The following is a 25,433-nucleotide window of genomic DNA, read 5'->3' as shown; positions in this document are numbered from 1 at the left end:
TGCCCGTGATGCAGGGTCCGGATGAGCACTTCGTCGAGCGGGTCCGGCAGATGGCCGGTTCCGCCGGACCGGCCGGGGTGTCCGGTGTTGCCGCGCCGGCCGGGCTAGCCGGTGCAGCGGGGTCAGCCGCTCCAGCCGGTCCGGGGCTGCCGGCGGCTGAGGCCCTGGAACTGTTCGAGGTCCAGATCGCCTCCCGCCACCTGGATCTGGTGGCCCGCGAACTGCGGGCACGGAACCAGGGGTTCTACACCATCGGGTCCGCAGGCCACGAGGGCAACGCCGCCGTGGCCGCCGCGCTGCGCCCCACCGACCCGGCCATGCTGCACTACCGGTCCGGGGCGTTCTATCTCCAGCGCGCCCGCCAGGTGCCCGGCATCGACGGTGAGCGCGACATCCTGCTCGGGCTGGTCGGTGCCGCTGGTGAGCCGATAGCCGGCGGCCGGCACAAGGTGTTCGGGCGCGGGGAGTTGCACGTGGTCCCGCAGACCTCCACGATCGCCTCGCACGCCCCCCGGGCGATGGGCACCGCCTTCTCCATCTCCCTGGCCGCGAAGCTGGGCGTGCCCACGCCGTGGCCCACCGACGCGGTGGTGGCCGCCAGCTTCGGGGATGCCTCGATGAACCACTCCACCGCCGCCGGCGCGGTGAACGCCGCTCTCCAGGTGGCCCACCGCGGCCTGCCGATGCCGTTGCTGATCGTGTGCGAGGACAACGGTCTGGGTCTGAGCGTGCCGAACCCGCCCGGGTGGATCGCCGCCGCCTACGCCGGTCGAACCGGGCTGCGCTACCTCGAGGCGGACGGGGCGAACCTGCCCGAGGCGCTCGCAGCGGCACGGGACGCGGCCGAGTACGTGCGTCGTCGTCGTCGGCCCGCGTTCCTCCACCTACGCACGGTGCGCCTGATGGGACACGCCGGCTCGGACGTGGAGAGTGCCTACCGCCCGCCGTCGGCCATCGCCGCGGACCTGGACCGGGATCCGTTGCTGGGCACGGCCCGGTGGCTGGTGCAGGCCGGGGTGTTGCGGCCCGATGAGGTGCTGGACCGGTACGAGGCCGCCCGGGAGCGTGTGCGGCGGATGGCCCGGGAGGTGGCCGCGCTGCCCCGGTTGGCCGGCCGGGAGCAGGTGATGGGCCCACTGGCGCCGCGCCGGCCGGCGGAGGTGGCGCGGGTGGTGCCGCGGGCAGGTGATGACGCGGCGCGCTCGGCGGTGTTCGGCCGCTCGCTACCGGAGGAGGGGTCCGGGCGGACGCTGGCGCAGTCGATCAACGCCGCGCTGCACGATGTGCTGGCGGCGCACCCGGGTGCGCTGGTGTTCGGTGAGGACGTGGCCCGCAAGGGCGGGGTGTACGGGGTGACCCGGGGTCTGCGCAAGGCCTTCGGGCCGGCGCGGGTGTTCGACACGATCCTGGATGAGCAGACCATCCTCGGGGTCGCTCTGGGGGCGGGGCTGAGCGGTCTGCTGCCGATCCCGGAGATCCAGTACCTGGCCTACCTGCACAACGCCGAGGACCAGTTGCGCGGTGAGGCCGCCACGCTGCAGTTCTTCTCCACCGGCGCCTACCGCAACCCGATGGTGGTGCGGATCGCCGGGTACGGGTACCAGAAGGGCTTCGGGGGCCACTTCCACAACGACAACTCGGTGGCGGTGCTGCGCGACATCCCGGGCCTGGTGGTGGCCTCGCCGGCGCGGGCCGAAGACGCGGCGGCCATGCTGCGCACCCTGGTGGCCGCCGGGTTGTCCGATGGCACGGTGAGCGCGTTCGTGGAGCCGATCGCGCTCTATCACACCCGGGATCTGCACACCGAGGGCGATGGGCTGTGGACCGACCCCTATCCGGGCCCGGACCGGTGGGCGGAGGCGCACGTGCCGATCGGGTCGGCCCGCTGCTACGGGGACGGTGCGGACCTGACCCTGGTGTCCTGGGCGAACGGGCTGCACATGAGCCTGCGGGTGGCCCGGCAACTGGAGGCCCGCGGGGTGCGGGCCCGGGTGCTGGACCTGCGCTGGTTGGCGCCGCTGCCGGAGGAGGATCTGTTGGCGGCTGCCGAGGCCACCGGCACGGTGCTCGTGGTCGATGAGACCCGCCGCTCCGGGGGAGTCGCCGAGGCGGTCGTGGCCGCGTTGATCGACGGAGGTTTCACCGGCCGGATCGCGCGGGTGACCAGCGCGGACAGTTTCGTCCCGCTCGGCGATGCCGCCCTGGACGTGCTGCTTGACGAGGACACCATCCTGCAGCGGGCCCTGGAGTTGACCCGGCCCTGACGTACTTCCCCGGCGAAACCGGTCGGACGGGCCCCAAAACCGGCCGGCTCGGGGGCTAGGAGAGCATTCGCTGGATCCGGGGGAGGAGTTCCTCCAGGCGGGCCGCGTCGCGGATCACGATCACCGCCGGGTCGGGCTCGCTCGCTGGGGCACCGTGCGTACCGCCGTCGGCATCTCCGCCGGCTGCATCCGCCGGGCCGGGGCCCTCGCTGACCGTGCGGCCGATCTGCTGCCCGCCGACGGCCACGTCGCCGTGCTCGCCGTACCACACGAGCATGGAGTCCAGTTCGGCGATCACCTCGCGGAACCAGGGCAGGGCCTCCTCGGCGCTGATCGAGCCGCGCAGCCAGGCCCGCAGCACGTGGTTGTGTGCGGTCACCACCGCGTTGGCGGTGAGTTCGGCCCGCAACAGCGAGGTCAGGTCCCCGCCCCACCACTGGTGGATGAAGCGTTTGAACAGCCGCTCGTACTGGTGGATGCTGGCGCGCTCACGCTCCCGGAGTGCCTCGACCTGCCGGGTCAGGCCATAGCGTTGCCGGGCCCGCTCGCCCTCGCCCAGGTAATGGTTCAGCACCAGCCCGGAGGCCTCGGTCAGGGCCACCTTGCCGGTGCTCGGGGTGGCGGTGGCCAGGCGCGCCTCGATGGCGGCGAGCAGATGCTCGTGGGCGGGAAAGACCACCGACTCCTTGGTGCGGAACAACCGGAAGAACGTGGTCCGACCCACCCCGGCCCGGGCGGCGATGTCCTCGACGGTGGTGCCGTCGTACCCGCGTTCAGCGAAGAGCTGGAACGCCGCCTCGATGACCCGCTCACGTTGGGGGTTCGGCTCGCTCATCCATCCTCCTCATGCGCACTACCACGTGTAGTTGGAACATGGTACCGTCATTATGGAACTGCGTACCAGCGGCGCGCCGGACGATGACGACCAGGAGGAAGATCCGATGACTGACACGGCATTCGCAGCGAATCCGGCATTCGTGCTGCCAGAGGAGTACGTCGAACTCCGCGCGGCACTGCGCGACATCTGTGAGACCAAGATCGCCCCGCACGCCGCGAAGGTGGATGAGAGCAGCGAGTTCCCCGCGGAGGCGCGGGAGGCGCTCACCGCCACCGACTTCATGGCACCGCACATCCCGGAGGCCTACGGCGGTCAGGGCGCCGATGCGCTGGCGGCCTGCATCGTGGTGGAGGAGGTGGCGCGTGTGGACGCCTCGGCCTCGCTGATCCCGGGCGTGAACAAACTCGGCACCCTCGCGCTCATCCTGGGCGGCTCGGAGGAGTTGAAGCAGAAGTACCTGCCGCCGGTGGCCAGTGGTGAGGCGATGTTCTCTTACTGCCTGTCCGAACCGGACGCCGGTTCCGACGCGGCCTCGATGAAGACCACCGCGGTCAAGCAGGAGGACGGCAGTTGGGTTCTGAACGGGGTCAAGCGCTGGATCACCAACGCCGGCGTCTCGGACTACTACACCGTGCTGGCCGTCACCGACCCCACCTCCCGGAATCAGCGCCACTCGGCGTTCGTGGTGGAGAAGTCCGATGAGGGTGTCTCCTTCGGTGCCCCGGAGAAGAAGATGGGCATCAAGGGCTCGCCCACCCGCGAGGTGTACCTGGAAAACGTGCACATCCCGGCGGACCGGATCATCGGGCCGGAGGGCGCCGGCTTCGTGCTGGCCATGCGGGTGCTGGATCACACCCGGGTGGGGATCGCCGCCCAGGCCGTGGGGATCGCCCAGGGCGCTCTTGACCTGGCCCTGGGCTACGTCCAGGAGCGCCAGCAGTTCGGCCGCGCGATCGCGGAGTTCCAGGGTCTGCAGTTTATGCTCGCCGACATGGGCATGAAGGTCGAAGCGGCCCGCCAGCTCACCTACGCCGCTGCGGGCAAGTCCGAGAGCGAGGCTCCCGACCTGCCCTTCTTCGGGGCCGCCGCCAAGGCCTTCGCCTCCGATGTGGCGATGGAGGTGACCACCGACGCGGTGCAGTTGCTCGGTGGCTACGGGTACACGCGGGACTATCCTGTGGAGCGGATGATGCGCGATGCCAAGATCACCCAGATTTACGAAGGCACCAACCAGATCCAGCGGGTGGTCATGGCCAGGGAGTTGCTGAAGAAGTCCAGGAGATGAGCGTCGCCGCGCTCCCGCGGGAGCGCGGTGGGTTCAACCGGTACCGGACTGAACCGAGGTGGCCCGCCGCGCGCCGCGCCAGCGGAAGCGCAGGAGCACGGTGACGGTCACCCAGCACATGCATGAGGTCGAGGAATGGATGGATGGAGCCAATGAAGATTGTCGTTCTGATCAAGAACGTTCCGGACACCTGGGGTGAACGCAGGCTCGACCCCCAGACCGGGCGGGTGGACCGCGGAGCCAGCGAGGCGGTGATAGACGAGGTCGGCGAGCGGGCCATCGAGGCCGCCCTCGTCTACAAGGACGGCGCCGACGCCGAGGTCGTGGTGATGACGATGGGGCCCGAGGCGGCCAAGGAGTCGCTGCGCAAGGGTCTGGCGATGGGCGCCGACTCCGCCGTGCACATCAAGGACGACGGCCTGGTCGGTTCGGACATGGTGCGCACCAGCGGAGTGCTCGCAGCGGCGATCAAGCAGGTCGGCTTCGACCTGGTGATCGCCGGCGACGTGTCCACCGACGGTGGCGGTGGCGTGGTCCCGGCGATGGTGGCCGAAGCGCTGGGTGTGCCGCACCTGACCCACCTGGACTCGGTGAGCATCACCGCGCAGGGCGTCTCCGGTGAGCGCGAGGCGACCGGCGGCGTGGCCGAGGTGCGCGCGGACCTGCCGGCAGTGGTCTCGGTGACCGAGCGCACCCCGGAGGGCCGGTTCCCGAACTTCCGCGGCATCATGAGGGCCCGCAAGAAGCCCACCCAGGCGCTGTCCCTGGGCGACATCGCCGGGCTGCCCGAGCAGGCGGTCACCCGCACCTCGGTGCTGTCCGCCGCCCAACGCCCGGCCCGGGAGGCCGGCGTCAAGGTGGTCGATGAGGGCGACGGCGGGCAGAAGCTGTTCGAGTACCTGTCCCAAGAGAACCTGGTCTGAGGGAGGATCCATGGCGAACGTTCTTGTATTGGTAGACCTCTCCCCGACCGGGGACGTCGCAGCATCGGCCGGGCCGTTGCTGAAGGCCGCTGCCGATCTGGGCACCCCCGTCGCGGTGGTGGCCGCGGCGCCGGGGGCCGGCGACGCGCTGGTGGCACGACTCGGGTCCCTGGGTGCCGCCCATGTGCACCTTGCCGAGTCCGACGGGGTCGGTTCGGTCCTGGTGGGCCCGATGGTGGCGGCGCTGGAGCAGGCCGCCGGCCAGTACGACCCGGCGGTGGTCCTGGTGCCCGATGCGCTGGAGCCCCGCGAGGCGGGTGCCCGGTTCGCGATGCGCACCGGTGCCGGCCTGGCGGTGGACGTGACCGGGCTGCGTACCCAGAACGAGCAACTGGTGCTCACGCACTCGGTCTTCGGTGGCGAGTGGGACGTGGAGTCCACCATCGAGGGCCCACTGGCGGTGATCGCCGTGCGTGAGGGCGCGATCTCCGGCGCCGCGCCGGCCGCCGAGCCGGCGGTGACCCGCGGGTCGGTCGAGGCCGGCCACGGGGCGCCGGTGGCGAACCTGCGTGAGGCCACCGCGGCGACCGAGCGCCCCGACCTGCGCGCCGCCGACGTGGTGGTGGCCGGTGGCCGCGGCGTCGGATCGAAGGAGAACTTCGCCCTGGTGGAGCAGTTGGCCGACGCACTCGGCGCCGCCGTGGGTGCCTCCCGTGCGGCGGTCGATGCCGGCTACGTGGCGAACTCGGCGCAGGTCGGCCAGACCGGGACCACCGTGTCCCCGAAGCTGTATATCGCGCTGGGCATCTCCGGTGCGATCCAGCACCGTTCGGGCATGCAGACCTCCAAGACGATCGTGGCGGTCGACAGCGACCCGGAGTCGGGCATCTTCGAACTAGCCGACTTCGGTGTGGTGGGCGACCTGTTCGAGGTGGTCCCGCAGTTCCTGGAGGCGTTGGAGCGTCACCGCACGCAGTGACGGCGCCGGCGCGCGTTCGGAAGTCAGCGCGGAATGCGAAGCAGGCGGCATGATGGTGGGCCGGTGGGTCAGCGAGGGCGACTCACCGGCCCGTGGCCCAGGAGGAGAACACGATGAGCACGACCGGTCGGCAACGCAGCCGGGGCAAGCAGTTGGCGATCGCGATCCCGGCTGCCCTGGTGGTGCTGGTGGTGGTGGTGCTGCTGGCCCGGTGGCTGCGGGGGATGGAGGGGGTGGAGTCCTTCATCGCCACGTACGGCGGGGATGCTCCCCAGCCGGAGACCGCTCCGGTGGGTATCCCGGGCTGGGTGGGCTGGCAGCACTTCCTGAACATGTTCCTGATCGTGCTGATCATCCGCACCGGGTGGTTGATCCGCACCACCCAGCGTCCCAAGGCGCACTGGACGGCGAAGAAACCCGGGTTCCTGTGGGGTAAGCGCCCGCAGCGCATCAGCATGGACAAGTGGCTGCACGTGAGCCTGGATGTGCTCTGGGTCCTCAACGGCCTGGTGTTCGCGGTGCTGATCTTCGCCACCGGGCACTGGATGCGGATCGTGCCCACCAGCCTCGAGATCTTCCCCAACGCGCTGTCGGCCGCGCTGCAGTACCTGTCCCTGGATATCCCCAGCCACAGTGGGTGGGCGGCCTATAACGGGCTGCAGGTGCTGGCCTACTTCATCACGGTGTTCATCGCTGCGCCGCTGGCGGCGATCACCGGGGCGCGGATATCTCCGGCGTGGAAGCCGGAGTGGCGCGCGAGCAGACTGGTGCCGATCGAAGCGGCTCGCAAGGTTCACTTCGCGGTGATGGTGTACTTCGTGTTCTTCATCATCGTGCACGTCACGCTGGTGCTGACCACCGGTGTGCTGCAGAACCTGAACGTGATGTACGCCGCCCGTGACGAGGTCAGCTGGGTGGGCTTGGGCGTCTTCGCCGCCTCACTGGTGGTCACCGTCATCGGTTGGGTCCTGGCCCGGCCGGTGTTCCTGTCCCCGATCGCCTCCATGAGCGGCAAGGTCACCCGCTGAGGCTGATGGCCGACGACGTGGCGGGGCGATCGCGCGCAGCCGCACCCGGCCGCGGTCTGCCGTCGGGCGGCGCCTGCCCGGGCCCTGCGGTGGCGTGCGCACCGGAAGCGGGCCGGGCGTGACGAGGGCGTGGCGCGGTGGCGCTGCCGGCACCGGGGTCCGGGCGGTCCTGGCGCCGAATCCAGGGCCGATGACGCTGGAGGGCACCAACACCTGGGTGCTCCGGGCGCCCGGTCCTGCACCCGGTGGCGGCGCCGTCGTCGTCGACCCCGGGCCGGCCGGGGTGCCGCAGCACCTCGCTGTGGTGCACGAGGTGGCCGGGCCGGTGGCGCTGACGCTGCTGACCCACCATCACCGGGACCACACCGGCGCGGTCGCGGAGTGGACCGCGCTGACCGGTTCGGCGGTACGCGGGGCCGACTCGGACTCGCCGCTGCGGGAGGGGGAGCGGATCCAGGCGGCCGGGTGGAACCTGGAGGTGCTGGCCACCCCGGGCCACACGGCGGACTCGGTGTGCCTGCTGATCCCGGAGGAGGGTGTGCTGCTCACCGGCGACACGGTGCTGGGCCGGGGGACGTCGGTGGTTCCCTGGCCCGAGGGTCACCTCGGTGACTACCTCGACTCCCTGACCCGGCTGATCTCGCTGGCACGGGAGGGCGTGGTGCGCACGATCGCCCCCGGTCACGGCCCGGTGGTGACCGAGCCGCTGGACTTCCTCAACGCCTTGCTCGCGCACCGGCGTGAGCGGCTGGACCAGGTCAGCGCCGCGGTGCGCGCCGGTGCCCGCACCGCGAGCGAGGTGGTCACCGCCGTCTACGGCGACCTCGGGGAGACCCTGGCCCGGGCGGCGACGGCCACCGTGCGCGCCCAGTTGGCGCACCTGGGTCACGACCCCGCCTGACGCGGTCTCAGCGGAGCCGGGGGTTGTGGGTCAGCCGGCGGAGAGGTCGGTGGGCGCTGGGCCGCCAGCACGCCCAGCGCGCCGAGCAGCGCTCCGCTGGCGAGTCACCGCTCCGTGCCCGTCGTCTCGAGCCGATCATTGATCAGCGAGGCGATCGGGATCGCCGAGGTCGCCGCCGGCGAGGGTGCGTTACATAGATGGAGTTGACGCTGCGTGGAGCGAAACAGGAAGTCGTCCACGATCGACCCACTGCGTAGCAGGGCCTGGGCCCGGATCCCCGCCGGGTGTGGCTGGAGGTCGGTCAACTCTATGCTCGGGCAGTACTTGCGGACCAGTTCTAGGTACCGGCGGCGGAGGAGGGAGTTACCCATCTCAGTGATCCCTGTGCGTGCGTACTTGGCGGCGAAGCGCCACATGCCCGGGAAGAACGCGTAACTAGCCACGTCTGCCAGTTGAACCGAACCCCGCCGGTAGCCTTCGCGGGCGAGACCCAGGACGGCGTTGGGGCCCACGGTTACCCGTCCGTCGATGGTCGGGCTGAGGTGGATCCCCAGGAAGGGCAGTGCCGGGTCCGGTACGGGGTAGATCAAGTGGCGTACGACGTCGGAGCGTCGCGAGGGCAACTGGTAGTACTCACCGCGGAAGGGCACGATCCGGAAGTCCACTTCCAACCCGCCCATGCGGGCCAGCCGGTCGGCCTGCAAGCCGGCGCAGGCCACCAGGCGCTCGCCGCGGTACTCCCCGGTCTGAGTAGTGACGACGACGACGTCGGGTCGTTCAGCGATCTGCTGCACCTGGGCGCCGGTCACCACCCGGCCGCCCAATTCGATGATCTGGTCCGCCATGGCGCGTGCAACCCGAGTGAAGTCCACGACGCCGGTGGTCGGTGAGACCAGGGCAGCCAGGCCGCGGACGTTCGGCTCCATCTCGGCCAACCGGCTGCCTTCGATCTCCTCGAGTTCCAGGCCGTTGGCCTTCGCACGTTGAGCCAGACCACGCATCCGGTCCACCTCAACTGGAGTAGTGGCGACCACGAGTTTGCCGATGGAGCGATAGTCGATGCCGCGCTCGTCGCAGAACCGGATGGTGTGTTCCCTTCCGGCCCTGCACAGTCGCGCCTTGAGCGATCCCGGCGAGTAGTACAACCCGGCGTGGATCACCCCAGAGTTGTGCCCGGTCTGGGCGGTGGTGACGTCGTCGGCCTTCTCCAGCACAACGACGTCCGAGCCAGGACGACGCAGCAGCGCCTCTCGCGCCGTGGCCAGGCCAACGATCCCACCGCCGACAACGATCATGTTCGCAGTCTCGCCGTGGGTGGGAGATGACACCATGGGAAGGAGGCTACAGTCACCGGACCTCGTTCCGTGCTCTCGCGGACCATGGCCGCGGGGATAGGGGATGTGGATGGGGTGGGTCAGCCGGCGGAGACGTCGGGTAGGCGGCGGGCCGCCAGCACGCCGAGGGCGCCGAGGCCGGCCAGGAACACCAGCGCCCAGTGCACTCCGAGGATGGACAGCGCCGAACTCAGGGCACCGGCGACCAGCAGGATGATGCCCATCGCCGAGTTCGACACGGCCACGTACTTGGTGCGCTGATCGCCCTCGGCCATGTCCACCAGGTAGGTCTTGCGCCCCACCCGCACCCCGGTATGGATGAGGGTGAGGGCGAAATAGGAGCCCACGAACAGTGCCACGCCCCACCCGCTGGCGCCGTCGAAACCCGGCAGCAGGGTGGCCACCACGATGGCGATCAGCAGTGCCGAGGCGATCCCGGCCCCGGCGGCCATCAGGTTGCGGCTGGAGCGGTCCGCCAGACGCCCGGCCACCGGCCCACCCAGGAGCGCCGACAGTCCCGAGGCGATGATGAAGCCTCCCAGGCCGCTGAGTTCCCCGGCCCCGGAGGTCATCGCCAGGGAGACCAGGAAGGGTGGGCTGAGGGCGGAGACCAGCAGCAGGCTGCGGACGATGACGAAACCTCGGAACGGCTTGTCCTCGCGCAGCAACGTCACCGAGGCCACCAGCCAACCCGGGCTCTTGGTGGTACCCGGCTCCGTGGTGGCGCCCTGCGCGTGCGACGCAGCCGCCTGGTTCGCGTCGTCGTCGGCTTCCTTGTCCGGCTTGTCGTAGGGCTCGCGGATGCCGGCGTAGACGAGCGCGGTCAGTACCCACAGCACCGCGCCGGCACCGAGCAGCCAGGCGATCTGCCCGGCGCCCAACTCCCCGCCGCCGAGGATCCGCAGCGCCGCCCCCAGCGTGATCGCCACGATTCCGGCGGCGGTGGTGGACAGGCCGTTGATCTGCCCGCGTTGACCCTTGGGCAGGGTGCGGCCCTGGACGTCCTTGGAGGACATCGACGTCAGCGAGCGCCCGAGGGAGAAGACGGCCAGGGCGGCCAGTATCGCCACCCCCGCACCGAGGCCGGAGCCGGTCGCGGCCACCAAGGCCATCGCGGCCACCGCGACCGCCTGCACCAGGGCACCGGTGACGAACACCAGCGTGCGCCTGCGCACCCGCAGCACGAGCGGGGTGAGCATCGCCTGCGGCAGCATCGAACCGGCCTCGCGGATCGGGACCAGGAGCCCGGTCAACGCCGGTGGCACCCCGATGGCCTGGAACAGCCACGGCAGCACGGTGGAAGCGTTGACGGTCTGGTCGCCGCTGCTCTGTAACGCGTGCGCACCGACGAGGCGGATCCCGTTGCGCGGTACGTCGGCGCGGACCTGGTCGTCCAGGTCGGCTTCGGCCTCCGGGTCGCGTGTGACCACCGCGCTGTACAGGCGATCGCTCCTGCTCATCCGGCGTAGCCTACGGCGGTTCCCCGGGCGCCGCGGCCTGGTGGGGCTCCACGCACGGTGGTGACCGAGCGGGATCGATCGTTGTATGCATCAGGATCAATCAATCTAGTCGAGAGCGCCGATTCCATGTCTGATGTATACAAGGGCGAGACGAATGGCTATCGTCGGAGCCATGCTCGCCAGCGAACGCGCCTACGTGCAGTTGCGCCAGGACATCATCTCCGGCCACCTGCCTCCGGGCACCGCGCTGGGTGAGGTCGACCAGGCCGGGCGGCTGGGGGTCTCACGCACACCGCTGCGCGAAGCCCTGAGACGACTGGGCGCCGAGGGGCTGTGCGTGGTCGGCAAGGGTCGCACCTACACCGTCTCGGCCATCTCGCCGGAGGACGTGCGGCACCTGTTCGAACTGCGCGAGGCGCTCGAGACCCAGGCGGCGCGGCTGGCGGCGCTGCGGGGGGAGCCCGCCGTGTTCACCGCCCTGGCCGATCGCTTCGCCGAGGCCGCCGAACTGCTCATCCCCCAGGATCCCGAGCATGCCGGCTACTACCGGCTGGTCGCGGACCTGGACGGCGCGCTCGATGCGGCGATGCACAGCCCCGCGATCCAGCGGGCCCTGGTCTCCCTGCGTTCGCAGGTGGCGCGCGCTCGCCGGCTCTCCCGCGATGACCACCAGCGGCTGGTGCAGGCGGCGCAGGAACACCGGATCATCGCCGAGGCGATCGCCGCCGGTGACGGCACGCTGGCCGCACAGGCCACCGCCATCCACCTGCGCGCGAGCCTGGCCAGCATCCTGATCGCCCTGGACAAGGAGGCCCCCGCGGCCACCAGCGCCTGACCTGCAGCACCGCTCGACCTCTAGCACCGCTCGACCACAGATGAGGAGCACCCCACATGAGTTCCGCGGACATGGTGACCCACGACGTCCGGGTCCACCCCAGCGCCGACGGGTTGGCCCGCGAGGACCAACTCGCCTGGAAGATCGCCGAGGTCGCCGCCGACCCCGTCGAGGTTCCCGATGAGGTCACCGACATGATCATCAACCGGGTCATCGACAACGCCGCCGTCGCGACCGCTTCGTTGACCCGCGCGCCGGCCGTGGCCTCCCGGGCCCAGGCCCGGGCCCACCCCTACAACCCCGGTGCCACCGTGTTCGGCCTGGACCAGTCCGAGCGCGTCAGCCCCGAGTGGGCCGCCTGGGCCAACGGTGTGGCCGTGCGCGAACTGGACTATCACGACACCTTCCTGGCCGCCGACTACTCCCACCCGGCCGACAACATCCCGGCGATCCTCGCCGTCGCCCAGCACCTGGCCGACTCCCGGGGTCTCACCGGCACAGAGCTCATCCGCGGCATCGCCACCGGCTATGAGATCCAGGTGAACCTGGTGCGGGCCATCTGCCTGCACGAGCACAAGATCGACCACGTCGCCCACCTGGGCCCCTCGGCCGCGGCCGGCATCGGCACCCTGCTCGGCCTGGATGCCACCACGATCTTCCAGGCCGTCGGCCAGGGCCTGCACACCACCACCGCCACCCGGCAGTCCCGCAAGGGCCAGATCTCCACCTGGAAGGCCCACGCCCCCGCCTTCGCCGGGAAGATGGCCGTGGAGGCCGTCGACCGGGCCATGCGCGGGCAGACCTCCCCCGAGCCGATCTACGAGGGCGAGGACGGCGTGATCGCCTGGATGCTGGACGGACCGCAGGCGCACTACCGGGTGCCGCTGCCGGCGGCCGGCGCACCGAAACGCGCCATCCTGGACACCTACACCAAGGAGCACTCCGCGGAGTACCAGTCCCAGGCGCTGATCGACCTGGCCCGCAAACTGCACAACGAGCGGCCCGAGCTCCGCGACCCTGACAGCGCTGCCAACATCGCAGGCATCGTGATTCATACCTCCCATCACACCCACTACGTGATCGGATCCGGCTCAGGCGACCCGGAGAAGTACGACCCCACCGCCTCCCGGGAGACCCTGGACCACTCCATCCCCTACATCTTCGCCGTCGCCCTGCAGGACGGCGCCTGGCACCACGCCCGTTCCTACGCCCCCGAACGCGCCGCCCGCGAGGACACCGTCGCGCTGTGGCACAAGATCACCACCGCAGAGGACCCCGAGTGGACCCGCCGCTACCACTCCAAGGACCCCGATGAGAAGGCCTTCGGTGGCCGGGTGGAGATCACCCTGACCGACGGCTCGACGATCGTGGAGGAGATCGCCGTCGCCGATGCCCACCCCTACGGCGCCCGCCCCTTCGGCCGGGAGCAGTACGTCGCCAAGTTCTCCCGCCTGGCGCAGGGTGTACTGGACGACGGCGAGATCGAGCGGTTCCTGGACGTCGCCCAGCGCTTGCCGCACCTGAGCGGAGCGGAGTTGGGCGAGTTGACCATCACCGCTCCGGCCGGTCTGCTGGCCGGCGTGAGCGCCCCGGGCGGGATCTTCTGATGTTGCACGCCTCCACACCGGCGCACGTCAAGCGCGCGCGCTTCCGCGAGCGGCTCGCCGGCGGCGACCTGCTCAGCTTCCCCGGTGCGTTCAACCCGCTGAGTGCCCAACTCATCCAGGACAAGGGCTTCGACGGCGTCTACATCTCCGGGGCGGTGCTCTCGGCCGACCTGGGCCTGCCCGACATCGGTCTGACCACCCTGACCGAGGTCGCGGGCAGGTCCCAGCAGATCGCCCGGGTCACCGACCTGCCGGCCCTGGTGGATGCCGACACCGGGTTCGGCGAGCCGATGAACGTGGCCCGCACCGTGCACGCCCTGGAGGACGCCGGGGTGGCGGGCCTGCACATCGAGGACCAGGTCAACCCCAAGCGGTGCGGGCACCTGGACGGTAAACAGGTGGTGGACGCCGCCACGGCCACCAAGCGGATCCGCGCCGCCGCCGATGCCCGCCGCGACGACAACCTGCTGATCATGGCCCGCACCGACATCCGCGCGGTCGAGGGTCTGGACGCGGCCAAGGACCGGGCCAAGGCCCTGGTGGACGCCGGGGCCGACGCCATCTTCCCCGAGGCGATGCGTGACCTGGCCGAGTTCGAGGCGGTGCGCGCCGCCGTCGACGTCCCGGTGCTGGCGAACATGACCGAGTTCGGCAAGTCCGAACTGTTCACCCGCGACCAACTCGCCGGTGCCGGGATCGCCATCGTCATCTACCCTGTGTCGCTACTGCGACTTGCCATGGGCGCGGCCGAACGGGGCCTGGAGACCCTGCAGGCGCAGGGCACCCTGGCCGGCGTCGTGGATCAGATGCAGCACCGTGCCCGCCTGTACGAACTCATCGACTACGAGGCCTACAACGCGTTCGACGCCTCGGTCTTCACCTACACACCCGCCCCGACCCCCGGTACCTCCCCCACAGGCACGGCCCCCGGCGATGCCGGGGACGAAGCCACAACGAAGGAGTGAACATGAGCAACGAAGCCCCCGAGATCAAGAAGGGCCTGGCCGGCGTCTACGTCGACGAGACCGCCATCTCCAAGGTCAACCCGGACACCAACTCCCTGCTGTACCGCGGCTACCCGGTGCAGGAACTGGCCGAGCAGTGCAGTTTCGAGCAGGTCGCCTACCTGCTCTGGCACGGCGAGATGCCCACCGAAGAGCAGTTGGCCGACTTCGAGCGCACCGAGCGCTCCCAGCGCGCCCTGGCCGACAACGTGCGGTCCGTGATCGACTCCATCCCGCACACCGCACACCCGATGGACGTGGTGCGCACCGCCGTCAGCGTCGTCGGTGCCAACGATCCCGACGCCGGGGACGATTCCGAGGCCGCCGACCTCACCAAGTCGGTGCGGCTGCTCGCCCAGCTGCCCGCCGTCGTCGCCTATGACCAGCGCCGTCGGCGCGGCGAGGACCTGGTGCCCCCGCGTGAGGACCTGGGGTACGCCGAGAACTTCCTGCACATGACCTTCGGATCGGTGCCCGCCGACGTCGTCGTCGATGCCTTCCGTGTCTCCCTCATCCTGTACGCCGAGCACTCCTTCAACGCCTCCACCTTCACCGCCCGGGTGGTCACCTCCACCCTGAGCGACCTGTACTCGGCGGTGGTGGCCGCGATCGGTGCGCTCAAGGGTCCGCTGCACGGCGGGGCGAACGAGGCGGTGATGAACGTGTTCGACGAGATCGGCGAAGCGGACAACGCCGAGGTGTGGTTGGAGCAGGCCCTGGCCGAGAAGCGCAAGATCATGGGCTTCGGTCACCGCGTGTACAAGAAGGGCGATTCGCGCGTGCCAAGCATGAAGGCAGCCCTGGACAGCCTGGTGGCGCACTACGACCGTCCGGACATCGCCGCGATGTATGACAACCTCGAGAACGCGATGACCTCCCGCAAGGACATCAAGCCGAACCTGGACTACCCCTCCGGCCCGGCGTACCACCTGATGGGCTTCGACACCGAGATCTTCACCCCGTTGTTCGTGGCCTCCCGGATCACCGGCTGGACCGCCCACATCATGGAGCAGCGGGCCTCCAACGCGCTGATCCGGCCGCTGAGCGCTTACAACGGCCCGGATGAGCGGCACCTGGGTTAGCCGCGACCGAAGGACACCGACGACGTCCACGCCACAACCGCATCGGGTCAGGCACAACCGCATCCGGGTCAGGCACAACACTGCCCAACGATGCCGGATTGTCCTGGCAAGGATGCCCATGTTCCCGGCGCCCGCGCGTGGCTAACGTGAGGCGGTACAGACGTTCGCCGGCGAAGGGATGCGGGGCGTGGCCAGGATCTCCCTGAACGAGGTGATCGAGACCGTCCTCGATCCGGACTCCTTCGAGCCGTGGGACGCACCGCCCACCCAGCCGGACTACGGGCCCGCCTACGCCGCCCAGCTCGCGCGGGCCACCCAGTGCAGCAGTGCCGACGAGGCGGTCGTGACCGGGCGGGCCGTCCTCGGTGGGTACCGGGTCGCCGTCATCGTCGGCGACTTCGACTTCCTCGCCGGGTCCCTCGGTGCCGCTGCCAGCGAGCGCATCACGCTGGCGTTCGAACGGGCCACGGCCGAAGGGTTGCCGGTGCTGGCCTCGCCGATGTCCGGCGGCACCCGGATGCAGGAGGGCACCCCGGCGTTCCTGCACATGATCAAGATCAGCCAGGCGGTGCTGGCCCACCGCGCCGCCGGGTTGCCCTACCTGGTCTACCTGCGCGACCCCACCACCGGGGGCGCACTGGCCTCGTGGGGGTCCCTGGGCCACCTCACGATCGCCCAGCCCGGAGCGCTCGTGGGCCTGCTCGGTCCCCGGGTGCGGGAGATCATGCTCGGCGAACCGCTGCCCGAGGGCGTGCAGCAGTCCGAGAGCCTGGCCCGCAAGGGTGTGATCGACGGGGTGGTGCCGCTGGGAGAACTGCGGACGACGGCGGTCAAGGCCCTGCGGGTGCTGACCTCGCCCCAGGAGCCGGTCGGGGAGCGTTTCGTCGATGCGACGATCGCGACCGACCGGGCCCCGTGGGACTCGGTGCAGGCGACTCGCAATCCGGACCGGCCCCGGCTGCACCACCTGTTGCAGCACGCGGCGGAGGTGTTCATTCCGCTGCGCGGCACCGGGACCGGGGAGTCGGACGGGACCATCACGGTGGGACTGGCCCGGTTCCCTGGGCTGTCCTGTGTGCTCATCGGCCAGGACCGCCGGCCCCGCCGGGACGCCTCGCTCAGCCCGGCGGCGCTGCGGGTGGCCCAACGCGGCTTCCACCTGGCCGAGGAGCTGGACCTGCCGCTGGTCACCGTGATCGACTCACCGGGCCCGGAGTTGACCACCGAGGCCGAGCACGGCGGGCTGGCCGGTGAGATCGCGCGCACGGTGGCGGCGCTGGCCACGGTGCGGGTGCCGGTGGTCTCCACGATCCTGGGCGAGGGCAACGGTGTGGCCGCCCTGGCCCTGCTGCCGGCCGATCGCACCGTGTGCGCCGAGAACGGCTGGGTGGCGCCGCTGCCGCCCGAGGGCGCCAGCGCGATCATCCACCGCACCGCGGACCGTGCGGCGGACATGGCGGCGGCGCACCGCATCCGGGCGGTGGACCTGCTCGAGGCTGGTGCCGTCGACGAGATCGTGCCCGAGCGACCCGACGCCGCCGAGGAGCCCGCCGCGTTCTGCCGCCGGCTGATCGCCTCGGCTACGGCGCACCTTGCTGAACTCATGGCGATGAGGACCGAGGAGCGCCTGCGGATTCGTCATGATCGGTACCGGTCGATGAGGTAGGCCAGGGGGTTGGTGGTGGTGCTGGCGGTGGCGCTCGCGGTGGTGCTGGGACTGCGGTGCGCGTGGTGGTCCTGGGACTGCGGTGCTGGTGGTGGCGCTCGGATGGCGACGCTGTCGAGGTGGCGCTGTGGGGCGCGAGGACGAGCGGTGGAACAGAACGTTCAAAACCCTTGATTCGAACGGGCGTTCGTAGTAATGTTGGGTTATGGCGGTACACCCCCTCCCCACCATCTCGCCCACCCAGGGCGTGCATGCGGCGCTGGATGAGTTGGCGCAGATGGATCCGGGTGGGCTGAGCGATGTGGGTCAGGCGCAGTTGCTGGTGGACCTCAAGCGGATCGAGTCGCGGGTGTGCGCCTACCGCCTCAAGGTGTTGGCGGCTGCGGAGAAGGCCAAGGCGGCCGAGCGTGCCGGGGATGCGGACACGGCATCATGGGCGGCGAAGCGCACCAATGAAGATGGCCGCGAGACCAGCCGGCAGACGAAGTTGGCCACTCGGATCAAGGACCGCAGTTCGACGCAGAAGGCGCTGGACGGGGGAGAGATCTCCCAGGAGCACGCCGAGACGATCGTCGGTGCGGGAGAGAAACTCCCGGCGGATCTCAGCGCCGCGGAACGCAAACGGATCGAGGATGACCTGGTTGAGAAGGCCAAGACGATGCCGCCCTCGGTGTTGCGGCAACGGGCTCGCCGAGCGTTGGAAGCCATCGAGAGGCAGCGTGATGAGGTCGACGCTCACGAAGAGGGCCAGGTGGCCGACGAGGAGGAGCGGGCCAGGGCGCGCACCAGGGTGACACTCCGGGATAACCAGGACGGAACGGTCACGGGCCACTTCACCGTGCCGGTGTTTCATGGGCACCTGTTGCGCAAGTTGCTCCAGACCATGACCGCACCGCGCCGGGAGAACCGCAAGGACCAGGACGGCGCAGCCAGCGGAGGCGTTGAGGATTGCGGGTCCGGCAGCCCGGCCGCCGTCGGGAGTAGCCCGGGTGGTACGGGTGGTGCTGGCGCATCTGGCGCATCTGGCGCATCTGGCGCATCTGGCGCATCTGGCGCATCTGGCGGTGCTGGCGGTGGGAGTGGCGCGGGTGGCGCGGGTAGTACAGGCGGCTCGGGTGTCGCGGGTAGGGCCGGAGGTGCCGGTGCGGGTGCCTCGGCGCAGGAGTCGGGCGATCTGGTCGGTCTGCCTGATCCGGGTCGGGTGGCCCAAGCCAGGCGGGCCGACTGGGCCCACGCCCACGGCCTGGCACTGTGTGAGTTGATCGAGCACCTGCCCACCGATCACCTGAGCCCCAAGACCGCCGCGACGATCGTGGTCACCCTCGATGAAGAGGTTCTGCGCGGGCGACTGGCAGCAGCCGGGCTGGACACCGGGGAGAAGATCTCGGCCGCCCAGGCGCGCCAACTGGCCTGCAACTCCGGTCTGGTTCCGGTGGTGCTGGGTGGGAAGTCGGTGCCGCTGGACCTGGGTCATAGCGCCCGGTTCTTCAGCGAATCCCAGCGCACCGCACTGTCGGTCCAACACACCGCCTGTGCCGCCGACGGATGTCAACGACCGTATGCGTGGTGCGAGTTGCATCATCTGAAACCGTGGGCCGACGGCGGGCGCACCGACCTGGACCAGGCAGTGCCGCTATGCCACCGACATCATCGACTCATCCACGATCATCGCTACCACCACACCCGCTCGCCAGGCGGCACGGTCACCTTCGCGATGCGCCAATAGGGCGCGGGCGTTGTGCGGGTGAGGTGTGGGACGCAGCCGGCCGTGCGGGAGATGAGTGTTGCGCGCGCCCGTGCGTGCGCGCGGGCGGTGCGTGCGTTGTGGTCTAGTCGCTGTGGTGGATGCGGCCATCGGTTCGGGACAGCGACTCGCCGCTGCCCTTCCACCGGTTGGCGATGATCTCCGCCGCGATGGACACCGCGGTCTCCTCCGGGGTGCGCCCGCCCAGGTCCAGGCCGATGGGGCTGTGGATCCTGGCGAGCTGGTCCTCGGTGGCCCCCGCTTCGCGGAGCCGGTCCATCCGGTCCTTGTGAGTGGTCCGTGAACCCATCGCGCCGATGTAGCACCGCTGCGGCAGATCGAGCGCGGCCTGCAGCACCGGGACGTCGAACTTCGGGTCGTGCGTCAGGATGCACACCACCGTGCGCTTATCCACGCGGCCCGCATCGATCTCGGCACGCAGGTACCGGTGCGGCCAGTCCACCACGATCTCGTCCACGTCGGGGAACCGGGCCCGGGTGGCGAACAGCGCCCGGGCGTCGCACAGGGTCACCCGGTAGCCCAGCATCGTGCCCTGCCGTGCCATCGCGGCAGCGAAGTCGATCGCCCCGAAAACCAGCATCCGGGGGCGGGGGGCGAAACTGTTCACGAATACTTCCATGCCCTCACCGCGGCGCTCCCCCTCCGGGCCGTAGGTGAGCACGGAAGTGGCGCCGGCCTCCAGCAGGCCGCGGGCGTCGTCGGTGATCGCGTGGTCGGCGAAGTCCGACCCGAGCGAACCGCTCACCTCGTCAGGACGCACCACCAGGCGCCGCCCGAGGCGAGCGGGGTCGGGGTGCGTGATGATCGTGGCGAGTGCGACCGGGCGCTCGGCCTCGATGTCGGCCGCCAGCGAGTCGAAGTCGGCGAAGGTGCCCTTCGAGACCGGTTCGACGAAGACGTCGATCACCCCGCCACAGGTGAGGCCGACGGCGTAGGCGTCGTCGTCGCTGATGCCGTAGCGCTGCAACATCGGGGTCCCGGCGCTGAGTACCTGGCCGCCGCGTTCGTAGACGTCCCCCTCGACGCAACCACCCGAGACCGAACCGAGCACGGTGTCATCAGCCAGCCGGAGCATGCTGGCTCCGGGCTCGCGCGGGGCGGAGCGGAAGGTCCGCACCACGGTGGCCAGGGCGGTGGTCTCCCCACGCGCCCAACGCTCGTGCAGTTCGGTCAGCACGTCGCGCATTGGTACCTCCGAGGGGCTTGATTCCAGGATATCCGCGGGCACGGCGCTCCGCTGCGGCTTGGACTGGCGTTGGTGGCTGTGTTGGCTGTGGTGGCGTTGATGGCTTTGGTGGCGTTGATGGCTTTGGTGGCGCCGGGGGGTTGGACTGGCGTTGGCGGCGCCGGGGGGTTGGACTGGCGTTGGTTGCGGTGGGCGGTTGGACTGGCGTTGGTTGCGGTGGGCGGTTGGACTGGCGTCGGAACTGGCCCGGCCGCCGCAGTAGCCGGGCAATGGCCGGCGTCCCAGCAATGCCGTAGGGCCGGGTCCGGGCTCGGTGGCCACGGGGTGGGCACCGGTTGAGGTGTCGATGCCGGATGGGCCGATGGGATGCCGGGATTGCGGGCCCGCCTTCGGGCTTGGCTCAGCCTCGCCGCCGGCCGTGGCGACTGGGCCGGCGGGGTGGCGGGCCCGGCTTTGGGCGTGGCTCAGCCTCGGCGCCGGCCAAGGAGCCCGCCGGCGATGACGCCGGCCAGGACCAGAGCGGCGCCGCCCAACGCGCCCTTGAGCAGGTCACCGCTCACTCCCGCGGCCGGTGCCGTCGGCGGACGCTCGAACACCCCGGGGCCGGACCCAGCGCCAGCGCCAGCGCCAGTGCCAGTGCTGGTGTCAGTGCCGTGCTGGCCCGAGGCTGCCGGCGCGGAAGCCTCGCCCGCCGGCGCCTGTGACTGCACAGCAGTATCGGGCCCGGCGTTGGCGATGTAGGAGTCCATGTTGCGGAAGAAATCCGCCGCCAGGCGCTTGCCGACGGTGGCCAGCATCCGCTGGCTGACCCCGCCGATCATGCCGCCGACAGTGGCGTCGGCGTCATACGTCAGCCGGGACCCGTCGTCGTCGGCCTCGACCTGCACGTCCACGCTGACCTCGATCGTGCCCGGCCCGCCCGACCCGGACGCCACCATCCGCAGCGAGCGGGGCTCGACCTTGTCCAGCAACTGAACCCGCCCGTCGTAGACACCCTTGATCGCCGCCACCCCGGCGTTCAGGGTCATCTTGTAGGTGTCGGTTCCGGTCTCCTCCAGGCGCTGACAGCCCGGGATCGTGTGGACCAGGGCGGCCGGGTCGTTGAACGCGGCCCACAACTGCTCCGGTCCCGCCTTCAGGGAAGCCTCGCCGGTGACCTTCACGCTGTCTCCTTCTCACTGGTAGCCGACCACGGGCGTGCCGTGGTTCCGGGCATGGTGTTGATGAGCGGCTGCTGGTCGGCGTCAGGGCCTGTGCCGCTACCGGTACCGGTGCCTGCGCCGCTGCCGCGGGTACGGAGCTCGTACAGCTCGCTGGGCGAGATCGGCATCCGGGTGATCGGGAAGGACTCGGCGTCCTCGATGGCCGCGGCGATCGCTGCCGAGGTCGGGATCACCCCGGCCTCCCCGGCCCCCTTGACGCCCAGCGGGTTCAACGGCGACGGCGTCTCCAGGTGGTCCACCTCGATCCTGGTGGGCAGTTCCGAGACGTAGGGCATCAGGAAGTCCATGTAGGAGGCGTTGGTCAACTGGCCGGCCTCGTCGTAGGACATGACCTCATACAGTGCGCCCCCGATGCCCTGCGCCACCCCGCCGTGGATCTGGCCCTCGACGATGCGGGGGTTGATCATCGGCCCGCAGTCATGCACGACGGCGTACTTCAGGATCGTGATCTCGGCCGTCTCGGGATCGGTCTCCACGATCACCGCGTGTGCCCCGGCGGCGAACGTGGAGTGCGTGGGGGAGTAGTAGTCGGTCTCATCCAGCCCCGGGGCCTGGCCCGGTGCGACCGGGGGCTTGTCGAAGTCGGCGCCACCGGCGAACTGGGTCGCCGCCTTGGACGCCTCGTCGAAGGCGTACCGCAGCGGGTTCGCCAGCACCGCCACCGTCCCCAGGGCCATTGCGGTGGCGGGGTCCCCCTTGACGCGAACCTGGCCGTCGACGATCTCCAGATCGCCCGGGTCGGCCTCCAGGGCGTCCGCGGCCACCTGGGTGATGCGGGTACGGACCTTGCGCGCAGCCAGCGCCACCGCGCTGCCGCTCATCACCGCACCCCGGGAGGCGAAGGTGCCCACCGAGTAGGCGAACCGCCGGGTGTCACCGGTGGTGACGGCGACGTCGGCGAAGGCCACGCCGAGCTCGTCGGCCACGATCTGGGCGAACACGGTCTGGTGACCCTGGCCCTGGCTGGTCAGGCCGGTGGCGACCTTCACCTTCCCCGAGGTCAGGATCTCCACGTGGGCACCCTCGTACGGACCCGGGCCCGTGCCCTCGACGTAGAAGCCCACACCGATGCCGACCCGGCGGCCCTGCTCGGCGGCCTTGGCGCGGTACTCGGCGAAGTCGTCCCAGCCGACCAGGTCGCGCAGTTTGCGAGCCAGTTCGGGGTAGTTGCCCGAGTCGTACCGCAGTGGCCGGCCGTCCTGGAACATCAGGTTGCCGAACTCCACCGGGAAGTCCTCCGGCTGCAGGAAGTTCGCCTCCCGCACCGCCATCCGGTCCTTGCCCAGGTACTGGGCGATCCGGTCCATGGTGCGCTCCATCGCGAACACCCCCTGCGGCCGGCCCGCGCCGCGGTAGGGGGTGACGATGACGGTGTTGGTGTACAGGCTGGTGAAGGTGACCCGGTAGCCGGCCGGTTTGTAGGGCCCGAGCAGCTGGGTGGAGGAGTTGATCGGCACGATCAGCCCGTAGGGGATGTAGGCGCCGTTGTCGTGCAGGATGTCCACCTCGAGGCCGAGCACCCGGCCGTCGTCGTCGAACCCGACCTGCACGTGCAGTCGCTGGGCCCGCTCGTGGGCGCTGGAGACGAAGTGCTCGCGCCGGTCCTCGGTCCACTTCACCGCCCTGCCCAGGCGCATCGACGCCCACGGGATGAGCAGTTCCTCGGGCCAGGGATGCATGATCTTCACCCCGAAGCCCCCGCCCACGTCCGGGGTGATGACGTCCACCTGGGAGGTGTCCAGGCCGAGTTTGGCGCTGACCGCACCCCGTACCCCGGTCGAGGTCTGGGTGGAGGTCCACACGGTGAGCTTGTCGTCGCCGGCGTCCCACCGGGCGTGCACCCCCTTGCCCTCGATGGGCATTGCCGCGCTGCGCTCGATGTCCCAGGTCAGCGACAGCCGGTGGGGTGCGTCCTCGATCTGCCCGGCCGCGTCCCCGTAGGACTGGGTGGAGACCGCCGCGGTGTTGCCCGGGACGTCCTCGTGCACCAGTTCGGCGGCCTCGACGGCACGGTCCAGACCGACCACCGCCGGCGCCGCCTCGTAGGTGACCCGGACCGCGGCAGCGGCGTCCTCGGCGACGTACCGGTCGCGGGCGACGATCATCGCCACCGCTTCCCCGACGTGGTTCACCCGGTCCTTGGCCAGCGGGTAGGGGTGGCGGGGGTGAGTCAGGTCCGGGTGCGGGATGAGCAGGGGCATCGGCTCGGCCAGCGCCCCGTCCAGGTCCTCATACGTGTAGACCGCGATGACACCGTCGACGTCGTAGGCCGGTTCCGGGTCGATGTCGGTGATCGTGGCGCGGGCGTGCGGGCTGCGCACGAACGCGGCGTGCAGGGTGTTCTCGTCGCCGATGTCGTCCACGTACCGTCCGTGGCCGCGCACCAGGCGCGGGTCTTCGACCCGCTTGACCGGCTCACCGAAGTTGCGGGTGCTCACGGCTGGGCCCCTTCGGTGGCGGCACGCGCGCCTCCGGCGGGGTCGCCGTCGTCGGGCGTGCTGGTGGCGGGGTTGCTCTGGTCGCTCCGGTCGGCGACGGCGGTGCTCGGCCTGCTGCCGCCGTGGCCGGCCTCGGCGGCGCTGTCCTGCACGCTGCCACCGGCGTCGCCGGTCTGGCCGGGGCCAGGGCTGCTGTCCGGCCTGCTGCCGCCGGTGTGGCCGGGCTCGGCACCGCTGTCCTGCCCGCGGGCCAGTTCGGCGGCGCGCATCACCGAGGCGACGATGTTGTGATACCCGGTGCAGCGGCACAGGTTCCCCCCGACGGCCTCGCGGGCCTCGTCCTCGGTGGGGTCGGGGTTCTCGGCGATGAACGCGGTGACGGTGGTCAGGAACCCCGGGGTGCAGAAGCCGCACTGCAGCCCGTGGCAGTCCACGAACCCCTGTTGCGCCGGGCTCAGCGACCCGTCGTCCGGGCTGAGGCCCTCCACGGTGGTGATCTCATGCCCGTCGGCGGTGACGCCCAGCATCAGGCAGCTGCGCACCGGTTCCCCGTCCAGCAGCACCGTGCACGCCCCGCACACCCCGTGCTCGCAGCCCACGTGGGTGCCGGTCAGGCCCAGGTCCACGCGCAGCACGTCGCTGAGGGTGCGCCGCACGGGGATCTCGGCCCGGCGTGGCACGCCGTTCACGGTCAGGCTCACCTGCATGGTCTGCTCGCTCATGCGACACGCTCCTTGGCCCGCATCGCCGATTGACGCGCGGCTCGTCGGGTCAGGACCCCGGCCAGGTGCAACCGGTAGTCGGCGCTGGCGTGCAGGTCCGGTTCGGTCTCGACAGTGTCGCGCACGTGCTCGCCGAGGGCCTGGACGTCGACGTCCTCCCAGCGCGCCCCGGCCACCAGCGGGGACAGGTCGAGTACCTCGGGGACCTCGGTGACCGAGACCAGGGCGACGCGCAGGGAGACGAAGGCATCGGCGTCATCGAGCACGCTGACCGCCGCTACCCCGGCCATGGCATAGTCCCCGCGGCGCCGGGCCAACTCATCGAAGAAGGTGCCCGCCCGGCCCTGTGGTGCGGGGAACCGTGCGGACACGGCCAACTCGTCGGGCCGCAACGAGGACTCCATCGGGCCGGTGAAGAAGTCCGGTGCGGCGATGGTGCGTTCTCCCTGCGCGGATCGGGCGGTGATCGAGCCGCCGAGCAACGCCAGCACCGCGGGCATCTCGGCGGCGGGGTCGGCGTGGGTGAGGCTGCCCACCGTGGTGCCGCGGTTACGGATCGCCGGGTGGGCCACGTGCTGCAGGGCCTGACGCAGCAACGGCACGCGTTCGTGGGCCCGCTCGTGGCGTGCCAGGGCGGCGTGCCGGACGAGGGCGCCGATGGTGGCGCCCTCGTCGTCGACCTCGACGCCGCCCAACTCGCTCTCGAGCCGGTTGATGTCGATGAGGTGCTCCGGTGCGGCGAGTCTCATCGCCAGCACCGGCATCAGGCTCTGCCCACCGGCGAGCACCTTTCCCTCCGCACCATGCTCGGCCAGCATGTCCAACGCCTCGATGACCGAGCGCGGTGCGTGGTAGGTGAACTTCGAGGGCTTCACGAGCCTCCTTCTTCCGTG

General features: G+C 70.6%; 20 protein-coding genes. 12 read left to right on the top strand and 8 right to left on the bottom strand.

The genetic code is table 11. The annotated features are described in order from the left end of the window. Positions 1 to 8 precede the first annotated feature (8 nt). Positions 9 to 2,264, top strand: coding sequence for a transketolase C-terminal domain-containing protein (locus tag ACO0LV_RS06870; RefSeq protein ID WP_424787137.1), 2,256 nt, complete (start codon positions 9 to 11; stop codon positions 2,262 to 2,264). A 55-nt stretch (positions 2,265 to 2,319) separates the two neighbouring features. Here the strand turns inward: ACO0LV_RS06870 and ACO0LV_RS06865 are convergent, their stop codons facing one another. Further along, positions 2,320 to 3,099, bottom strand: coding sequence for a TetR/AcrR family transcriptional regulator (locus ACO0LV_RS06865; protein WP_424787136.1), 780 nt, complete (start codon positions 3,097 to 3,099; stop codon positions 2,320 to 2,322). Between the two features lie 106 nt (positions 3,100 to 3,205). Here ACO0LV_RS06865 and ACO0LV_RS06860 point away from each other — a divergent pair, with 106 nt between their 5' ends. The 5 genes from ACO0LV_RS06860 (at position 3,206) to ACO0LV_RS06840 (ending at position 8,218) form a co-directional block, all read left to right on the top strand. Next, positions 3,206 to 4,387 carry an acyl-CoA dehydrogenase family protein gene (locus tag ACO0LV_RS06860; RefSeq protein WP_424787135.1) on the top strand — a complete coding sequence of 394 codons (1,182 nt, stop codon included), beginning with the start codon at positions 3,206 to 3,208 and terminating at the stop codon, positions 4,385 to 4,387. A gap of 152 nt (positions 4,388 to 4,539) precedes the next feature. Continuing rightward, on the top strand, positions 4,540 to 5,310 hold the full coding sequence (locus tag ACO0LV_RS06855) for an electron transfer flavoprotein subunit beta/FixA family protein (protein ID WP_424787134.1): 771 nt from the start codon (positions 4,540 to 4,542) through the stop codon (positions 5,308 to 5,310). A gap of 10 nt (positions 5,311 to 5,320) precedes the next feature. Beyond that, complete coding sequence (locus ACO0LV_RS06850; RefSeq protein WP_424787133.1) at positions 5,321 to 6,289, top strand: electron transfer flavoprotein subunit alpha/FixB family protein; 969 nt, start codon at positions 5,321 to 5,323, stop codon at positions 6,287 to 6,289. A 113-nt stretch (positions 6,290 to 6,402) separates the two neighbouring features. After that, positions 6,403 to 7,317 carry a cytochrome b/b6 domain-containing protein gene (locus ACO0LV_RS06845; protein WP_424787132.1) on the top strand — a complete coding sequence of 305 codons (915 nt, stop codon included), beginning with the start codon at positions 6,403 to 6,405 and terminating at the stop codon, positions 7,315 to 7,317. 94 nt (positions 7,318 to 7,411) lie between these two features. Continuing rightward, positions 7,412 to 8,218 carry an MBL fold metallo-hydrolase gene (locus tag ACO0LV_RS06840; protein WP_424787131.1) on the top strand — a complete coding sequence of 269 codons (807 nt, stop codon included), beginning with the start codon at positions 7,412 to 7,414 and terminating at the stop codon, positions 8,216 to 8,218. A gap of 104 nt (positions 8,219 to 8,322) precedes the next feature. Here the strand turns inward: ACO0LV_RS06840 and lhgO are convergent, their stop codons facing one another. Both lhgO and ACO0LV_RS06830 read right to left on the bottom strand, forming a co-directional pair. Further along, on the bottom strand, positions 8,323 to 9,549 hold the full coding sequence (gene lhgO / locus ACO0LV_RS06835) for an L-2-hydroxyglutarate oxidase (RefSeq protein ID WP_424787130.1): 1,227 nt from the start codon (positions 9,547 to 9,549) through the stop codon (positions 8,323 to 8,325). 83 nt (positions 9,550 to 9,632) lie between these two features. Then, positions 9,633 to 11,012, bottom strand: coding sequence for an MFS transporter (locus ACO0LV_RS06830; RefSeq protein WP_424787129.1), 1,380 nt, complete (start codon positions 11,010 to 11,012; stop codon positions 9,633 to 9,635). A 172-nt stretch (positions 11,013 to 11,184) separates the two neighbouring features. Here ACO0LV_RS06830 and ACO0LV_RS06825 point away from each other — a divergent pair, with 172 nt between their 5' ends. The 6 genes from ACO0LV_RS06825 (at position 11,185) to ACO0LV_RS06800 (ending at position 18,932) form a co-directional block, all read left to right on the top strand. Continuing rightward, positions 11,185 to 11,847: a GntR family transcriptional regulator gene (locus ACO0LV_RS06825; protein WP_424787128.1), complete on the top strand. Its 663-nt coding sequence runs from the start codon at positions 11,185 to 11,187 to the stop codon at positions 11,845 to 11,847. Positions 11,848 to 11,918: 71 nt separating this feature from the next. Then, the gene (locus ACO0LV_RS06820; protein WP_424787308.1) at positions 11,919 to 13,454 is read left to right on the top strand and encodes an MmgE/PrpD family protein; all 1,536 of its coding nucleotides are present in this window, start codon (positions 11,919 to 11,921) and stop codon (positions 13,452 to 13,454) included. Then, the gene (gene prpB / locus ACO0LV_RS06815) at positions 13,454 to 14,419 is read left to right on the top strand and encodes a methylisocitrate lyase (RefSeq protein ID WP_424787127.1); all 966 of its coding nucleotides are present in this window, start codon (positions 13,454 to 13,456) and stop codon (positions 14,417 to 14,419) included. Before ACO0LV_RS06820 ends, prpB begins: the two co-directional genes overlap by 1 nt. A 2-nt stretch (positions 14,420 to 14,421) precedes the next feature. After that, complete coding sequence (locus ACO0LV_RS06810) at positions 14,422 to 15,540, top strand: bifunctional 2-methylcitrate synthase/citrate synthase (protein WP_424787126.1); 1,119 nt, start codon at positions 14,422 to 14,424, stop codon at positions 15,538 to 15,540. 178 nt (positions 15,541 to 15,718) lie between these two features. Next, on the top strand, positions 15,719 to 17,206 hold the full coding sequence (locus ACO0LV_RS06805) for a carboxyl transferase domain-containing protein (RefSeq protein ID WP_424787125.1): 1,488 nt from the start codon (positions 15,719 to 15,721) through the stop codon (positions 17,204 to 17,206). 205 nt (positions 17,207 to 17,411) lie between these two features. Further along, a complete protein-coding gene (locus ACO0LV_RS06800) occupies positions 17,412 to 18,932 on the top strand; it encodes a DUF222 domain-containing protein (protein ID WP_424787124.1) in 1,521 nt (506 codons plus the stop codon). Between the two features lie 103 nt (positions 18,933 to 19,035). Here the strand turns inward: ACO0LV_RS06800 and ACO0LV_RS06795 are convergent, their stop codons facing one another. The 5 genes from ACO0LV_RS06795 to ACO0LV_RS06775 form a co-directional block, all read right to left on the bottom strand. Next, positions 19,036 to 20,157: an XdhC family protein gene (locus ACO0LV_RS06795; RefSeq protein WP_424787123.1), complete on the bottom strand. Its 1,122-nt coding sequence runs from the start codon at positions 20,155 to 20,157 to the stop codon at positions 19,036 to 19,038. 464 nt (positions 20,158 to 20,621) lie between these two features. Then, complete coding sequence (locus ACO0LV_RS06790) at positions 20,622 to 21,320, bottom strand: SRPBCC family protein (RefSeq protein ID WP_424787122.1); 699 nt, start codon at positions 21,318 to 21,320, stop codon at positions 20,622 to 20,624. Then, on the bottom strand, positions 21,317 to 23,818 hold the full coding sequence (gene cutA, locus ACO0LV_RS06785) for an aerobic carbon-monoxide dehydrogenase large subunit (protein WP_424787121.1): 2,502 nt from the start codon (positions 23,816 to 23,818) through the stop codon (positions 21,317 to 21,319). The genes ACO0LV_RS06790 and cutA overlap by 4 nt, the downstream gene beginning before the upstream one ends. Continuing rightward, positions 23,815 to 24,540: a (2Fe-2S)-binding protein gene (locus tag ACO0LV_RS06780; RefSeq protein WP_424787120.1), complete on the bottom strand. Its 726-nt coding sequence runs from the start codon at positions 24,538 to 24,540 to the stop codon at positions 23,815 to 23,817. Before ACO0LV_RS06780 ends, cutA begins: the two co-directional genes overlap by 4 nt. Next, complete coding sequence (locus ACO0LV_RS06775) at positions 24,537 to 25,415, bottom strand: FAD binding domain-containing protein (protein ID WP_424787119.1); 879 nt, start codon at positions 25,413 to 25,415, stop codon at positions 24,537 to 24,539. The genes ACO0LV_RS06780 and ACO0LV_RS06775 overlap by 4 nt, the downstream gene beginning before the upstream one ends. Positions 25,416 to 25,433: the final 18 nt, after the last annotated feature.

The sequence above is a fragment of the Pseudactinotalea sp. Z1739 genome (assembly GCF_049725055.1).
In the GTDB taxonomy this organism is placed as follows: domain Bacteria; phylum Actinomycetota; class Actinomycetes; order Actinomycetales; family Beutenbergiaceae; genus CALKWS01.
This window is presented reverse-complemented; position numbering and strand designations above follow the sequence as displayed.